At 45.5% G+C, this 16,497-nt stretch carries 12 protein-coding genes; all 12 read left to right on the forward strand.

Annotated elements, in window-relative coordinates; translation table 11 throughout:
• Positions 1-3: 3 nt before the first annotated feature.
• The 12 genes from U5O15_09995 to U5O15_10050 all read left to right on the forward strand — a co-directional run bounded on the left by U5O15_09995 (position 4) and on the right by U5O15_10050 (position 16,482).
• Entirely contained in the window at positions 4-1,977 is a 1,974-nt protein-coding gene (locus U5O15_09995) for a V-type ATP synthase subunit I (protein MDZ7860973.1), read from the forward strand.
• Between the two features lie 25 nt (positions 1,978-2,002).
• On the forward strand, positions 2,003-2,470 hold the full coding sequence (locus U5O15_10000; GenBank protein ID MDZ7860974.1) for a V-type ATP synthase subunit K: 468 nt from the start codon (positions 2,003-2,005) through the stop codon (positions 2,468-2,470).
• A 43-nt stretch (positions 2,471-2,513) separates the two neighbouring features.
• Entirely contained in the window at positions 2,514-3,110 is a 597-nt protein-coding gene (locus tag U5O15_10005) for a V-type ATP synthase subunit E family protein (protein MDZ7860975.1), read from the forward strand.
• 14 nt (positions 3,111-3,124) lie between these two features.
• Entirely contained in the window at positions 3,125-4,105 is a 981-nt protein-coding gene (locus tag U5O15_10010; protein ID MDZ7860976.1) for a V-type ATPase subunit, read from the forward strand.
• Between the two features lie 20 nt (positions 4,106-4,125).
• Positions 4,126-4,470 carry a V-type ATP synthase subunit F gene (locus U5O15_10015; protein MDZ7860977.1) on the forward strand — a complete coding sequence of 115 codons (345 nt, stop codon included), beginning with the start codon at positions 4,126-4,128 and terminating at the stop codon, positions 4,468-4,470.
• A gap of 37 nt (positions 4,471-4,507) precedes the next feature.
• Positions 4,508-6,280 carry a V-type ATP synthase subunit A gene (locus U5O15_10020; GenBank protein MDZ7860978.1) on the forward strand — a complete coding sequence of 591 codons (1,773 nt, stop codon included), beginning with the start codon at positions 4,508-4,510 and terminating at the stop codon, positions 6,278-6,280.
• A 59-nt stretch (positions 6,281-6,339) separates the two neighbouring features.
• Positions 6,340-7,773: a V-type ATP synthase subunit B gene (locus U5O15_10025; GenBank protein ID MDZ7860979.1), complete on the forward strand. Its 1,434-nt coding sequence runs from the start codon at positions 6,340-6,342 to the stop codon at positions 7,771-7,773.
• 27 nt (positions 7,774-7,800) lie between these two features.
• Positions 7,801-8,415 (forward strand): V-type ATP synthase subunit D, encoded by a 615-nt coding sequence (locus U5O15_10030; GenBank protein MDZ7860980.1) that lies wholly within the window; start codon positions 7,801-7,803, stop codon positions 8,413-8,415.
• Between the two features lie 298 nt (positions 8,416-8,713).
• A complete protein-coding gene (locus U5O15_10035; protein ID MDZ7860981.1) occupies positions 8,714-11,836 on the forward strand; it encodes a TonB-dependent receptor in 3,123 nt (1,040 codons plus the stop codon).
• Positions 11,837-11,864: 28 nt separating this feature from the next.
• Entirely contained in the window at positions 11,865-14,354 is a 2,490-nt protein-coding gene (locus U5O15_10040) for a hypothetical protein (protein MDZ7860982.1), read from the forward strand.
• Between the two features lie 23 nt (positions 14,355-14,377).
• Positions 14,378-15,334, forward strand: a complete 957-nt coding sequence (locus U5O15_10045; GenBank protein MDZ7860983.1) for a PorV/PorQ family protein — start codon at positions 14,378-14,380, stop codon at positions 15,332-15,334.
• Between the two features lie 284 nt (positions 15,335-15,618).
• Positions 15,619-16,482: a MotA/TolQ/ExbB proton channel family protein gene (locus U5O15_10050; protein ID MDZ7860984.1), complete on the forward strand. Its 864-nt coding sequence runs from the start codon at positions 15,619-15,621 to the stop codon at positions 16,480-16,482.
• The last annotated feature ends 15 nt before the right edge of the window (positions 16,483-16,497 follow it).

Genomic DNA, 16,497 nt, shown 5'->3' on the forward strand with positions numbered 1-16,497 from the left:
AGGATGGCAATAAGCAGGATGCTGAAAATCCAACTCCTCGCGCATAATTCCATAAAGGAAGAACTAAAGAGGTACCTGCGTGAATACGGCGTTGTGGAAGTTACCGATGTATCCGGAATCGATAAAGAGGACACGGCGGCGCTTGAAGATGAAGCGGCGGGGATTTTGAAAAAGAAAGAGGAACTCGCTAATTCTATCTCTTTCCTCGAGGGTTTTAAAGAAAAGCCCTCTTTCTTTGAGAAATTAAGCAGTGGTCCCCTGGGCGTTTCATATGAAGAGATCGCAAAGCTCGAAAGTGAAATTTCCGTGAGCGGCGTATGGGCTGAGTGCGCGGAAGCCAATAAACGGATTCGTGAATTGAAAGAGGAGTTTTCGAAGAGTAAAGATATGGTTGATTCTCTTAACGGATGGAGGGAACTCGACGTTCCCCTGGAATCTCTGAGAACCGGTAAATATGAACTTCAGATGTGGATTCTGCCTGAAAAACAGGCCGCCCCGGAACTTGATGATCTTGAAGAGAAATTTGAATTGTCTCATTTTGAGTCATGTCTGAAGGAAGGGGGGAAAGTTTATCTGGCCGTTATACTGCCTCTTGCCGGGCAGGATGAATTGACTGAAGCATTAAAAGAGCTCGGCGGTTTTCGTAATATTTATGAGGAAGTGGAGGGCACTCCGCTTCAAGTTATTGAATTTGAAAGATCCCGTTGGGAAGGGCTGGAGAATAAGATTGTTGAAGCAGAAAACGAGGCTGGAAAACTCGCCGGAATTCTTGATAGATTGTACATTCTTTCAGATTATTATGGCGAAAAAATCGGACTTACAGAGATTGAGAATAGATTTTATCACACCGAAAGCACGGTTTTACTAGAGGGTTGGGTAAGGGCTCTTGACGTAAAGAATCTAAAGAACAACCTCTACTCCAGCTTTGAAGATATTGAACTTGCCTTTAGAGAACCTCTTGATGATGAAGAACCGCCGATTCACCTGGACAACAACGCCCTCGCGGGACCGAGCGAATTCGTGACAACGCTCTACGGACGACCGGGTTACTCCGAAGTGGATCCAACTCCGCTGCTTGCCCCCTTCTTTGTGCTCTTCTTTGCCATGTGTCTGAGTGACGCCGGTTACGGACTTACTCTCGCGGCCTTTTCAGCTGTAATTTTATTGAAATTCAGACCGACGGGCGGATTCGGCAAGCTCATGAAACTTCTCTTCCTGGGAGGAATAATAACCGCGGTGGTAGGGTTACTCAGCGGCGGGATTTTCGGAATCGGTTCCGAATCGTTTCCTCCGCTTATCAGGCAGTTTATTCTTGTTAACCCCCTTAAAGATCCCATGACGGTGCTTAATATCTCTTTCGTGATGGGGATTATCCATATTCTCTTCGGGATGGGCGTTAAGATGACGGCTAAAATAAGACAGGGCATGATAGCGGACGCGGTCTTCGACAATCTGTGCTGGATTATCTTTCTGATTACACTTGCTCCTCTCGGATATTCAGTTATTCTCGGCGGTTATGTTCCGGATAGTATTATCTTATGGAGCAAAAGGGGAGCGCTCGCTTTTGTGTTTATAATCTTTCTAACAGGAGGCAGAAAGAAAAAGACATTTGTAAAGAAGGTTTTCGGCGGGCTGGCCGGTTTCTACGATGTTGTGGGATATTTCGGAGATGTTCTGTCCTACGCGCGGCTTCTGGCGCTGGGACTGGCTACAAGCGCTATCGCGATAGCTGTCAATGATATCGCGGGAATGGTCACAGGCCTTCCGTTCTATGCCGGTTATCTCGCGGCCGGATTGATTCTTCTCGGAGGGCATACCTTCAATATTGCCGTTAACAGTCTTGGAGGGTTTGTTCACTCCGCGAGACTTCAGTACCTTGAGTTCTTCTCGAAATTCTTCACGGGTGGGGGAAAAGAATTCCGGCCCTTCAGGAGCCAGCGGAGTTATTCGATAATCAGAAAACAGGATACGGATTAATCTACCTGAGGAAGGAGAAAAAAATATGTTTGGATTCATGTTAGTTGTTTTAGGTGCCGCTCTGGCAGCCGGGCTCGCCGGCGCCGGGTCGGCTCTTGGAACGGGTGTTGCCGGCCAGGCCGCCAGCGGAGTGACGAGTGAAGACCCGGGTAAATTCGGCAGTCTGCTTGTTCTTCAGGCTCTGCCGGGAACGCAGGGTATATATGGATTGGTCGCGCTGTTTATGATAATAAACAAGCTTCCCGGGATGGACGCTCTGGGCGGAATCTCGGTAGGTTCCGGACTGGCTATGCTCGGAGCCGCTCTTCCTATAGCTATTACAGGTCTTATTTCCGGACTCTACCAGGGGAAGGTCTGCGCCTCCGCGTGCAGTCTGGTTGCCAAAAGACCGGAAGAGGTTGGTAAAGGGATGGTTTTTGCCGTTATAGTTGAAACATACGCCGTTCTTGGACTTCTCGGAACTATTCTGCTCCTTCAGAAGATCTCGTTGTAAGAACAGGCGGAGACGGTCAATATAAAGGAATGGAAGTCTTAATATGTCTATTGAGAATATAATAAACACTATCGATAAAGAGGCCGAATCAGAGGCTGGAAGGATTATAACCGAAGCGGAGGAGAAAGCTGATAAGATCAGGGAAGAATATTCAGACAGGGCTAAAGCCCTGAGCGCGAAACTTAAGAAGGAATCTGAAAATAAAGCTGATGAACAGTATCGCCGTTTGATTGTCAATGAACAGCTCGAATTACGCAAGTCTCTGCTTTCTAAGAAACACGAAATCCTGGAGGCTTTATACAGAGAAGCGGAAAAGAAAATAAAGGAGATACCCCGGAAGGAATATATCGAGTTTATGAAAGAGTTAATTCTGAAGCGGACGTTATCGGGAAGTGAGGAAATTATTGTCTCTAAAGAACAGAGAGATCTATTTGACGGCGACTTTATAGATTCGCTCAATCGGGCTTTCCCCGGAGGGGGCAATTTCACTCTTTCCGATTCGGAAGCCGATTATTCATGGGGAGTCGTACTTAAAGAAGATAAAAGAGTCATCGATTTGTCGATAGGCGTTCTTTTTGATCAGATCGCAGAGCGGGTTGAATCACAGGTGGCGGCTTTACTCTTTCCGGAGGGTAAATAGAGAGGATTGAACAGTTGGCAGTTGATTACACATATATTATCGCCAGGCTTAACGCCATTGAAGCATCGATGCCCGAGGAGGGATGGTTTGACCGTCTGGCCGGGACTGAAAAAGGATCTCTGATGGGCTCGTTAAGGGAATACTATAGCGGTTTTGAGAAAGCTGAATCAATTGATCAGTTTGAAATGGTTCTCGAGGAGGAAAAACTCGAGGTCCTCGACCTTGTCTCAAATCTTATTTCAGACCGGGATGTTCTGGTTTTCCTGCGTGGAGGATATGATTTTGACAATCTGCTTTATCTCTGGAAGTTAAATCATCTGATCAGCCCGAATGAAAGCATGGAAAGGGAAACTCCCGTTCCCTTCGGTCTCGTTTCACCTGAGGTGTTAGCTGAAGCTATAGATTCCGAGGAAGCGACGAATCTCCCTTCTTACCTGAAGGAAATCTTCGGGAAACTTCTCGGAATTAAGGATGATAATCAGATTCTCACGGCTCAATCCCTCTGCGAATCGGCTAAATGGAATTGCCGGTTTGACGCGGCGCCGTCATCTTACGCCCGTTTTATCACAAAGTGCGGAATAGACCTCGAGAACATAAAGAGTCTTATCAGGCTTAAAAGGACCGGTTTGAGGAAGGACCTTCAGGACCATACCTGGATAGGGGGAGGGCGTATAGACACTTTCACTATGAAGAGACTTTTCAAAGAACCTGAGGATGAATTGTACACCTATCTGAATACGTCGCACTACAGCTGGCTGACAGGAAACGGGCTGGACAGCGAAACAGCCCTATGGAAAATCGATCCCCTGATATCCGGGCAATTGTTATATATAATGAATGACAGCCGCTACCGCTATTTTGATATCGGTCCGGTAATCTATCATCTTGAGATCAGAGAGAGAAACGAAACACTTTTGCGTTCTGTCATCACGGGCAAAGTAAATCGACTGCCCGGTGACCTTCTCTCAGAAACAGTGGAGAGTATAATTGTCTAGACGCGAAGGGAGTATTTCAGTTGGCTAAAAGGATCGCGGTTGTGGGGAATTTGGATTCAGTTTCTTATTTTAGAATACTCGGATGCAGGATATTTGAAACTGTGGGAGGGGAGTTGACGAACGAAAATATAGAGCTGTTAAAGAAGGACCAATTTGAAATTATATTTGTCACAGAAGAGGTATTTTTGAAATACAGGGAATTTTTCAGAGATGAACTTAGCAGGGAAGGTTCGTCAGTTACAATAATCCCCGATATAAGAGGAGCCGTCTGGAAAGATGGTAAGCCTTCGTCAAGCGGAGTTTCTGTGGAGGAAACAAGAAAGGCCGTGATAAGAGCTATCGGTCAGGATATATCCGGTTCTTAAGGAAGAATAATATTTATCAGAGAAGGAGATGTTTCGAATGGGCGCTGGAAAGATAATAAAAGTAGCGGGACCCCTTATTGTAGCCGAGGGTATCGGGGACGCGAGTATGTTTGAAGTGGCAAAGGTCAGTGAGGATGAACTGATTGGTGAAGTAATAGAGCTTCACGGTGACCAGGCGTATATTCAGGTATATGAAGATACTTCGGGATTGGGGCCCGGAGAAAAGGTGGTTACTACCGGACAGTCTCTGAGCATTGACCTTGGTCCGGGTCTTATGCGGTCTATATATGACGGGATTCAGCGCCCCCTTGATACTATATATGAAAAAGTCGGACACTATATTAAAAAAGGCGTTAATGTTCCCGGACTGGACAGGGAAAAGAAATGGGAATTTAAACCTGTGGAAGGCTTGAAGGAGGGGCAGGAGCTGGAAGCCGGTGATTTCCTTGGAGAGGTTCAGGAGACAAAGCTTATGGTCCACAGGATCATGGTTCCCCCGAATATAAAGAAGGGAAAATTAAAGAAGGTTCCCGAAGAGGGTTCATATACTGTAGAAGATGTTATCGCGGAAATAGAAACTGAAGACGGGCCGGAAGAAATTCGAATGCTGACCAGATGGCCCGTACGCGTTCCGAGACCTATTAAAAGAAAGCTCGTTCCCGGTAAGCCGCTTGTTACCGGGCAGAGGGTCATAGACACCCTCTTCCCTCTGGCGCACGGGGGCACGGCTACTATTCCCGGCCCATTTGGTGCCGGAAAGACAGTGGTTCAGCATCAGCTGGCGAAATGGTCTGACGCCGATATTATCGTCTACGTGGGATGCGGAGAACGGGGAAACGAGATGACCGACGTGCTTCAGGAATTTCCAGAGCTTGTTGATCCGGCGAGCGGCCAGCCTCTTATGGAGCGTACAGTGCTGATTGCCAATACTTCGAATATGCCTGTAGCAGCGAGAGAAGCCTCTGTGTATACAGGTATAACTATCGCGGAGTATTTCAGGGATATGGGTTACTCCGTTGCGGTTTTAGCTGATTCAACCTCAAGATGGGCAGAAGCTATGCGGGAAATGTCGGGCCGGCTTGAAGAAATGCCCGGCGAAGAAGGATATCCCGCCTATCTCCCGTCGAGAATAGCTGATTTCTATGAAAGAGCCGGAAGGGCGCTTTGCCTTGGAAGCGACGACAGAAAGGGCGCGTTGAGTGTTGTGGGCGCGGTATCCCCTCCCGGAGGAGATCTTTCTGACCCCGTTGTTCAGGCGACTTTGAAAGTTGTGAAAGTCTTCTGGGCTCTTGAAGATCAGCTCGCCTTCGAAAGACATTTTCCGGCAATCGGCTGGTTGACGAGTTATTCTTTGTATCATGACAATCTGGGGGATTACTTCCGTGATGAGATAGATGAAGACTGGGAAAAAATGAGGTCGGCGGTAATGAACCTTCTTCAGAAAGAATCTGAACTGAAAGAGCTTGTTCGTCTTGTGGGGCTTGATTCCCTTTCGGGTAATGACCGTATGGTTCTTGAAACAACCAAGTCAATCAGGGAGGATTTTCTCCATCAGTCGGCTTTTGATCCCGAAGATGAATATACAAAGCTTGATAAGCAGTACAGAATGCTTAAAGCTATAATGAATCTGCATAAGATATGCGAGAAAGCGATTGAGAGGGGTGAGTCCATCGATAAACTTCTCGAGCTTCCGGTACGTCAGAAGATTGCCAGAATGAGGCATATAAAAGAAGATAAGTTTGACGAATTTGACGCGATTGAAAAGGAAATGAATTCACAGGTTGAGGAAAAAAAAGCGCGGACTGAATAATTCGCGGAAGCTGAAAAACTTTTGAGTATTTGATAATCTAAAGAAAAGAGGTTGAGGGAATGGCAACTGAATATACTACAATAAAAGAAATAGTCGGGCCTCTTATCCTTCTCGATAATGTGAAGCAGGCCACGTATGAGGAACTTGTTGAAGTGGAATTGCCGGACGGCCAGGTCCGTCGCGGGAAGGTGCTCGAAGTTAACCGGGACAAGGTCCTCGTCCAGCTTTTTGAAGGTACACGGGGTGTTGATGTTGAAAAAACCAAAGTCAGGTTTCTGGGTAAGGGGCTGGAGCTTTCCGTGTCACCTGATATTCTCGGAAGAATATTCAATGGACTGGGAACGCCTATAGATGACGGTCCGAAAATCATACCGCAGAAAAAGAATAATATAAACGGAGTTCCCATTAACCCCTACGCCAGGATTTACCCGGAAGAGTTTATTCAGACGGGGATATCGGCGATAGACGGACTTAACACACTTGTCAGAGGTCAGAAACTCCCGATCTTTTCCGGCTTCGGACTGCCCCATTCAGAGCTGGCGGCTCAGATAGCGCGTCAAGCGACTGTCACGGGATCGGAAAGCTCTTTCGCTATAGTCTTCGCCGCTATGGGGATCACATTTGAAGAGGCGAACTATTTCATCCGGGATTTTCAGGAAACAGGCGCTATGGAGAGAGTGGTGCTGTTTATCAACCTTGCAAACGATCCGACAGTTGAAAGAATCGCGACACCCAGAGCCGCTCTGACAGCCGCGGAATATCTGGCCTTTGAAAAAGGGATGCACGTTCTGGTTATAATGACCGATATGACTAACTACTGTGAGGCCCTAAGGGAAGTGTCTGTTGCCAGGAAGGAGATACCCGGACGGAGGGGGTATCCCGGGTACCTGTACACGGATCTTGCTACTATATACGAACGCGCGGGTCTTCTGAAAGGTGAGAAAGAGGGAGAAGTGCTTGAAGGATCAATTACTCAGATACCGGTTCTTTCAATGCCCGATGATGATAAGACTCACCCTATTCCCGATCTAACCGGATATATCACAGAGGGACAGATAATACTGGACAGAAATCTGCACCATAAGGGCATATATCCTCCTATTAACGTTCTTCCAAGTCTTTCGAGGCTGAGAGACAAAGGGATAGGTGAGGGAAGGACGAGGGAGGATCATTCGGAGCTCGCCAATCAGCTGTTTTCCTCCTACGCGAAAAGCAAGGAAGTCGAGGAGCTCGCGGTTGTGCTCGGAGAAGCTGCTTTGACTGATACTGATAAGGCTTTCATGGCTTTTGGTAAGTCTTTCGAAGATAAGTTCGTCAAGCAGGCGTTAGACGAGAACCGTACAATTGAGGAAACCCTTGGTATAGGCTGGGAACTTCTCAAATCTATTCCGAAAACAGAAATCAAACGTATCAAGGACGAATTTATTGAAAAATACCTGGCGGGAGACGAAACAGACATTGAGAAAAGCACCGATGAGAACTCTTCCGATTGATGGATTGTTCTCTGGGGAGGTTATAGTTTGAAAAGGAAAGTAAATCCTAACAGAATGATGCTTCTTCGTATGCGGCGAAGACTTGAATTGGCCAGGAGGGGCCACAAGCTTCTCAAGAACAAACAGGAAAAACTGATGCAGAATTTCTTCAGTTTGATCGATGAAACAACAAAGCTGAGGCGCCGGGCGGAAGAAGAATTTCTGAAAATAAGTTTGGATTATACTATGGCCCGTTCTTTTACGGGCCCTCAAGCTCTCAGCGACGCGCTGGAACTAAGTGATTGCAGAGGGCAGCTTGATATTAAAACCCGCTATGAGATGGGTATCAGAATTCCGGAGTATGAAATGAGTTTTAATAGAGAAGCGCCCCTATATAAACACGCTTTATCTTCGCCTATGCTTGATTCCGTTTTTGAGCGTTTATATGATTCCTTTCCTTCACTTCTAAAACTTGCTTCCAGAGAAAACGCGCTCTTTAAGATGTCTGAAGAGCTGGAAAAAACCAGACGAAGGGTTAACGCGCTGGAGTATGTTTTGATACCTGATTTGGAAACTACAATAAAAGGTATCGAGAGAAAATTAAGCGAAAATGAGAGAGCGACACAGACGCGTCTTATGAAAATAAAAGATATGGTACAGTAACGGACCCTGTAATTTTCTTTTTTACTTTGACGAAATGAAAGAGTAAGACGGGTTGAGATATGCTTAAAGCACAGCCATTTGTGCGGGCGATTGAGAGATGACGGGGAAAAGATTTCCCCAGATATATTCCAAATTTATTGACACGTATGTTTCTGCTAATTATATTGACTTTGACGGGTTAGTAAGAGTGTTGGAGACCACACCTGACAAATTTTCCATTCAGGTTGGAATTGAATGATAAATATGAATCAGAATTGTAAAAGTGATGTCAGGAGCTAATTATTTAAGGAGTGACAAAATGAATACCCGTTTTCATTCAGCGGAGTTAATTTCAATAGCAGTTGTTTTTCTGGTTTTGCTGTTTTCCACTTCAGCGGTATTTGCCGCGACGGGACTATTGGTTGGAAAAGTAACTGACGAGGAGACAGGAGAACCTCTCGCCTGGGTGAATATTGTTTTTGGAGACGGATACGGAGGATTTACTTTTGAAGACGGGACGTTCAAAATAAAAGGCCCTCCGGGAAAATATACCGTGAAGGCTATGATGATGGGGTATGAACATAAGGAAAAAAAGGGTGTGGTTATAAAAGCTGGACAGACCACAAAAATTGATTTCTCTCTGAAAACGAAAATTGTTGACAAGACAGAGGAAATTATTGTTGAGGCGGGAAGAAAACAGATTGATGTAAAGAGCAGTGATGTTCGTCACGCTGTCAGCGATGATGAACTTCAGGACCTCCCCGTCGACAATATCGATGAAGCTCTTGCCCTTAAAACCGGTATTATCAAGACCGGAGATGAACTTCACGTACGCGGAGGACGAGGAGGCGAGGTCAGCTATCTTATTGATGGGGTACCCGTGAATGATCCTTTAGGCGGCGGTAAGATTTCAGTTGGATTGATGGGATCCTCCGAGAGTGAAATTATTACCGGAGGTATGAGCGCTGAATATGGTAACGCTCAGTCGGCCGTTGTTAACGTAAGTACGCGTGAAGGCGGAAGAACTTACGAAGGCCAATTTCGTTACATGACAGATGATTTTGGCAGAAAAGATAAAACTTATACTAATTATGATAGATTCAGTATCGGTTTTGGAGGGCCAACTCCAATTGAAGATCTGACATTTTATCTCTCCGGCGAGATGGCGTTCAGCGACGGCGAATACTGGGCGGATATTAAAAGGGAAAAACACACATTTCTTAATGATATGTTCTCATTCACAGACAGAGCCATGCACAATTACAATTTACAGGGGAAACTGGCATATAAAGTTAAGCCGAACTTAAAATTGACTGGTCAGGCAATTTATACCAGGTCAAGGAGTAACGCTTTTGGAAACGGATACGCTAATAACTGGGATATTCAGGGATATGTGCAGAAAGTGTATCGATTTATGACTCTTAAGCCCTATTCCGGAGATCTGTTTGATGACCCTCCCCCTGACGCGAGGGATTTCAATTGGGTTGTGAGTGTTTATAAAGGTCCATGGATGGACAGAGAACTGGATCGAAAAGCGGAATATGTTGATGACAGGGATTTACAGAAGAAATATCTCTATCCCGTAAGGGTATTTACAAAGGTAACGACCGGAGGCATTGAAAATCCGGAAGTAAATATTCTGAGTTATGAGAATTTCTATGCCAGGCGTGTGCGTGACGTCTATGGTAATGAAGTAGAAATTATATGGGATGAGGCCGTGGTCAATCAGGATGGTGAAACGGAAAGTTACGAGGATAAGATACTCTTCGAGGGATTCAGAAATCCTGACTCGAAGTTCAGTCATTTCAGGGATGATTCAAGCTATGTTGAGTTTAATTCAGCTGAAAGACTCAGTACTAACGAAAATGAAAGTTTGAATCTGAAAGTATCTCTAAACCATAATATAAGCGACAATATCTTCTACACTGTAAGAGCAAGCCGCTCACATTTTTATAGTTACAGTTCAGTTAACGGGAAAGATCCGGAAGAATTCGAGACTGGCGGTCTGGGAGTCGTTTTACCTAACGGGGCTTTCAACGCGAGGGGTGAATCGAATACAGTCTGGTATACTGATCCCGACAATCCATATTATGTAACAGCTTATGACGCTCCATACTACATGGATAGAAATACAGATGTATATACACTCAAAGCTGATATAACATCAAAAAAATGGGGCGGGCACACGGCAAAAGCGGGAGTTCAATTTTTATATAACGACTTGGATGAGTTCACCCTTTATTATCCCGGCAGTCTGCGCTGGCTTGAAGAAGAGAACAGGTATATGCAGGGCCAGAGCAGTAACGATTTTCACAATTACAACCCGGAAGGATCCTTCTACGTTCAGGATAAATGGGATTATAAAGGAATGGTTGTGAATGCCGGTATTAGGCTGGATTTGTTTTCTCCCGGCAATTCAACTGAGATCGAGATTGTAAGCAGCGGGCTGGACTATACTGTCGACAGAGTAAAATATCAGGTCAGTCCGAGACTGGGCTTTGCTTTTCCAATTACAGACAAAGATAAATTCCATTTTCATTATGGAAGGTTCACACAGTGGCCTTCAAGATCCTACCTCTTTCATTCGCAGGATATGGTGGCCGGTTCGGGTACACTCGGGAATCCCAACCTGGATGAGCAGCTGACTGTTTCATATCAAGCGGGGATTTCACATCAGTTCAGCGAAACAGTTGCCGGAGAACTCGTGGTGTTTAATAAGGATATTTATGGATTGGTTTCTTCAACACGGGTAACGGACGAAGATCTCGGAGCCACTGGATATAGACATATTAATAGAGCCTACGCGAGTTCAAGGGGGGTTGAATTGAATGTCTCTAAGCGGTTGAGCTATCATTTCGCGGGAGAGATTTCATATACATTTTCATTCGCTGAAGGTGTGGCTTCCGACGCCAATTTCGGAGTAACGGCTGAAGGTTTGTCTCACCTGCCCACGCAGGAAATGCCTCTCGACTGGGATCAGAGACATACGCTTAATATTAGATTAACACTTAATGACGAGAATAAGTGGGGCTCCACATTTATATATTCTTTTGGAAGCGGTCTTCCATGGACCCCGTATGACAGGTGGGCCAGAAAGCAGGATCCCCTTTTGGAAAACTCTGAAAGACACGAAGTTACTCATAACGTGAGTTTACAGGGAAGAAAGATGTTTGATATTTACGGACAGGAACTAACCTTCTATTTTGAGGGAAGGAACCTGCTCAATGAGGATATTCTTCAAAATATCGCCCCTGGTGTTTTCCCCGGGATGCCTAACGCTATTATGGATAATGGATCCTATTTTACTGAAACCGGTAGAACGGGAGGGGCTTATCTGCAGGATATAAATGACGATGGAATAGAGGATTTTAATCCTGTACATGATCCGACGGTTTGGGCGTCAAGAAGGCAGTGGCGAATCGGATTTGGATTTGAATTTTAGAAACAATTATATTTTATGGAGGTTCCGTATGGTTCGCAAAGGATTTCTTTTAGCAGTATCCATGGTAATATCTTTTACCTTGATTCCTCAAATGGCATCCGCGAAACCACGAAACAACAATGAAGATTGGATGGGGAAGCTCAAAGAGATAGAAAAGATATGGGTCCTTGACGGGTCGGGGATACATAACGTCGGTAATCTTCAGCTGCATGTTACGAATTGGGGTTGTTTCGGTTCTTACCCCGGGTCTAACTTTCCTACAGGTGATTATCCCTCCGCGCAATGGCCCGCTAACAGCGGAGTGGAGTATCTTTATATAGCTGGGTTGTGGGTTGGAGCAAAAAAGGGAGGACTTGCCGCTGTTTCAACCGCTGCTTATCAGCAGGAGTTCAGGCCTCCGGGCGTGAGTTCACCTGACGGTGATATTGCGATTATTTATGAAGCTAATTCGAGCAAGGTCGGGGGCTCGAGGTTTCCACGCCCCGCCGATGATGATAAAGACGGTCTTATAGATGAAGATCCCCTTGACGGTAAAGATAATGACGGTGACGGGAAGATCGACGAGGATTTCGCGGGGATCGGTAGTCAGATGTTTTCAACCTGGTATATGGATGATGAAGAAACCGCTACAAGTTTATATCCCGACCATGTTCCTCTGGGACTTTATGTTCATCAGGAGAGTTATCAGTGGGAGGATGAAGATTACATGAATTTCGTCGGAATAGATTATCAGATAATTCATTATCAAGGGACAACCAGCCTTGATAATGTATATGTCGGGTTCTTCGCCGATGGTGACGCCGGCGATCTGGAAACAGATAACTACTGGCAGGATGATTGTACAGGACGGTATAATGGAGTTGTCTGTACAAAAAAGGGCAACACACCCTATCCGGTTATAGTGGATGCCGCCTATTTCTACGATAAGGATACGGATGAGGGAGCTGTAACAGGGTATCTTGGGATTGTTTTCCTGGGGCATAAAACAGACCCTACCGGTTTTACCGCGCCTAAGGTTGTGGGGCTCACTTCCTATCAGGCATTTTCAGGTGATCAGCCCTTTGAAGACGGCGGAGATCCCTCCAAGGACTCAGAGCGCTATCAACTCATGAGCGCTAACCAGAAGGATAAGAATCAGGACGTACCCAGGGATTACCGGATGTTGATGGCAACGGGTCCTTTTGACGCTTTGATGCCGGGAGATACTTTATCGCTTCAGGTAGCTGTCGCTGTCGGACCGGGATTATCGGGATTGCTTACAGAAGCGGCAAGCGCTGTAGTTACATATGAAGGGAACTGGTTTGATCTGGACACCGATCCGGAAACAGGTATTAACGGCAGGGAGACCAGGCTGCCGGGGCCTGTGACAATAGATCCTGATACATGTGACGCGGATGATTCAGAGACAGTTTCTGCCGGCAAAGACGGCTATGTCTGGGTCAACATGGATTGCGGGAAAGAGGATTGGCTGTATGAAGAAGGACAGAGACTCGGTTGTTCATCCGGTAATAAGGAAGATTATATGACGGGGACAAGGAGTAAATCGGGAAATGGAAGAGAGGCCCAGATTAAGTGGCTTGTCGGAACAGCTCCTCCTCCCCCGGGAATGAGAATCGTACCGGGACATAATAAAACAACCCTTTACTGGGATAATTTCAGCGAAGAGGCGCTTGACGTGAGTACCCTCGAAAAGGATTTTGCCGGTTTCCGTGTTTGGCGCGCCGACGGATGGAACCGTCCAGTAGGCACCACGGAATCCAGCGGCCCTTCAAAAGAATTGTGGAAGTTGATATTAGAGAGAGACTACGCCGGCGACGGGTATGGTCAGGACAGGGAATATCGTATGCCCTATTCGGAAGGCGGGTTGATCTATGAACCCCTGCAGGATTTAGGAAATAAGGAAAAACTTATAACCATGTTTGAAGAGAATCTGTATTATTTTCCTCTTGATCCGGTTCCATGTCCTCCCGGTTTGTCACAAGTTGAATGTGATACTCTGGAATCTCTCGCGAGATACAATCTGAATTTTAATGGCGGTAAAAGATATTATAAATATGTTGATGCTGAAGTAACAAACGGACAGTATTATTTCTACTCTGTTACTGCTTTTGACTACACGGATAAATATGGGGAACCAACGAGCAACTTTATTCTTACATCGCCTGTTTCCAAATTCGGTACAGGAGAAAATACCGAGGGTGATGAAATATTCGTTGTGCCTAATCCCGTAACGAAGGAATCAGTTGAACCCTGGAAGCTCGGGAAAAATATGGATGACCCGTCGGGAATCAAAATTGAATTCCGGAGGCTTCCCCATTGTCCTAACACGATAAGAATCTACACTTTAGCGGGTGACCTCGTTGAGACAATATTGCATAAGGGGGAAAGCGGAACAGCAACCTGGGATCTTATTTCGAGAAATGGACAGGAAATTACCAGCGGGATTTACCTCTATTCTGTAGAACCTGAAAACACCAATTACGATACATTTGTTGGAAAGTTTGTAGTTATCAAATAAGTGCCCTTTTAGGAGGTCTGGCGATGAAAGGCAATAAACATTTACTTACTGGGATTGCGTTGATTTTTACTGTTGTGACGGCGTTTCCCCTGGTTGCGTATGGTACTTCACCATTCGAAAAAGTTGGAACATACTCCGCTCAATTTCTAAAAGTCGGAGTATCGGCACGCGCGACTGGTATGGGCAGCGCCTTTACTGCCGTGGCAGATGATGCCTCGGCTCTATATTGGAATCCTGCCGGACTTGTGGAATTGGAACGCACAGAGGTAACAATGAATTCAGTATCCTGGCCCGCCGACATTGACCTCTACTTCGTAGGCACGGTTTTCAGGACACCCTATCTTCCCGGAACTTTCGGAGTTTCAGCGCGGGCTTTGACTATGGATCCTCAGATAGTCCGAACTATATACAGGCCGGAGGGCACGAACATGCATTTTGATGCCGGTTCGCAATCTTACGGTTTATCCTACGCGACTTACTTCACAGACAGGTTTTCAGCCGGCATTACGGCGCATTTTCTTCATATGGGTCTTGCTGAACGCAGCGTTGAATCACTTTCATTTGACTTCGGGCTTCTTTACAGGATAGGCATACGCGGCATGACGTTAGGTATGATGGTTCAGAGCCTGGGAAGTGAATTTACTTACGATGAGCGTTCTTCGAAACTTCCGACCGTATTCAACGTTGGGCTTGCTATGGATCTGTTGAGACTTGGATCCAGCGTTTTAACTGCTTCTTCAGGCTTTTCTCACCCTTCAGACAACGCGGAGAGAATGAATGTGGGATTCGAATATTCATACAATCAGTTTTTCTTCGTCCGCGGAGGGTATAATATCAACTATGACAGCCAGGGGATGGCTTGGGGTGTAGGGTTCAAGATAGATTCAAGCCAGACTTCCGATATCAAATTTGATTATTCCTGGCAGGATCTTAATTTCCTTGGTTACTCTAACCGAGTATCTCTCGGCTTTAGTTATTAAGAGTAATAGGAAGAAAGAGGCTCTGCCGTGCCGGATATAAAAGAGAGTAATGGTTTGCTAAATAACAGCTTAGGCTGTGTTTACGGGAGTTAGTTTTTGGTTGACAAGGTTTAGTATATAACTTATTTTAAATGAGTTATAAAGGTTTCGTTAACCCGGATTTTGTGCCCGGGCTATGAAGAATTTATAAATGATTGAGAATTGTAAAAGGTGAAATTTCAGTTACTTTGTTAAGTTAGCAACGCTTAGCGCGTCAATTGTAATTTACAGAAGGAGCTAGGAGCATGAGAAGTAAGTGTGTGGTAAAAGTTATGTTGTTTGTTATTATTCCGGTTTTTATGGCTATTGTACCCGCCGCAGTATATTCTCAGCAGGGGCAGGAAGAAGCAACGGCTGAGATAACCATGCAGTCGGAAAATGATTCCCTGGCTACTGCTAAGAATGACTCGGCAGCTGTAGCTCAAGATCTTGCCGATATGGCTGAGCGTGAAAGTCTTGGACCGATTCTTTATAATCTCAAAAATAGCGGAATTGGAGAGAAATATGTCAAAGGGGGCAATTTTATGCATGCCCTCCTTCTGGCTTCGATAGTATTGTTTGTTTTTATAATAGAAAGATTCGTCACTCTTTTTAGAGCGCGTGTTAATGTGCGTAAGCTTATGAATAATGTTATCAAGAGCATGCGTTCTGAAGGTGTAGAAGGGGCAATGCGCGTTTGTGAAGGAACAAAGGGTCCCATTGCCGCCGTTTTGCATTCGGGACTCCTGAGAAGTGACCGAGGTCCGGATGCTGTCAAAGAGGCAATTGAGACATCCGGAAGTATTGAGACTTCGTTTCTCGAAAGAGGACTGGTAGTTATTGCTACGGTAGCTCAGGTGGCTCCGCTGCTTGGATTCCTCGGTACTGTATCCGGTATGATCAGCGCTTTTGCATCAATAGCTGCCGCTGAACAGGTTAGCGCGAAAGTTGTCGCTTCAGGTATTGAAGAGGCTTTGATTACAACAGCAACAGGTCTTATAATTGCTATACCGGCAAGTATCGGCCATTCTTACTTTGTCTCACAGATCGACCGTTTTGTTCTGGAAATGGAAGAAGCATCCGCCGAACTTGTTAACGAACTTATTGAAAGTGGTAGAATAGAAAATTAATCGGAGTTTGATAAG

Source organism: Candidatus Krumholzibacteriota bacterium, assembly GCA_034520215.1.
Classification (GTDB): domain Bacteria; phylum Krumholzibacteriota; class Krumholzibacteriia; order Krumholzibacteriales; family WJIX01; genus JAGHBT01.

Bases quoted from the DNA above. Each gene is read 5' to 3' on its own strand.
- U5O15_09995 (MDZ7860973.1), top strand. From the start codon at position 4: ATGGCAATAAGCAGGATGCTGAAAATCCAACTCCTCGCGCATAATTCC.
- U5O15_10000 (MDZ7860974.1), top strand. From the start codon at position 2,003: ATGTTTGGATTCATGTTAGTTGTTTTAGGTGCCGCTCTGGCAGCCGGG.
- U5O15_10005 (MDZ7860975.1), top strand. From the start codon at position 2,514: ATGTCTATTGAGAATATAATAAACACTATCGATAAAGAGGCCGAATCA.
- U5O15_10020 (MDZ7860978.1), top strand. From the start codon at position 4,508: ATGGGCGCTGGAAAGATAATAAAAGTAGCGGGACCCCTTATTGTAGCC.
- U5O15_10025 (MDZ7860979.1), top strand. From the start codon at position 6,340: ATGGCAACTGAATATACTACAATAAAAGAAATAGTCGGGCCTCTTATC.
- U5O15_10035 (MDZ7860981.1), top strand. From the start codon at position 8,714: ATGAATACCCGTTTTCATTCAGCGGAGTTAATTTCAATAGCAGTTGTT.
- U5O15_10040 (MDZ7860982.1), top strand. From the start codon at position 11,865: ATGGTTCGCAAAGGATTTCTTTTAGCAGTATCCATGGTAATATCTTTT.
- U5O15_10045 (MDZ7860983.1), top strand. From the start codon at position 14,378: ATGAAAGGCAATAAACATTTACTTACTGGGATTGCGTTGATTTTTACT.
- U5O15_10050 (MDZ7860984.1), top strand. From the start codon at position 15,619: ATGAGAAGTAAGTGTGTGGTAAAAGTTATGTTGTTTGTTATTATTCCG.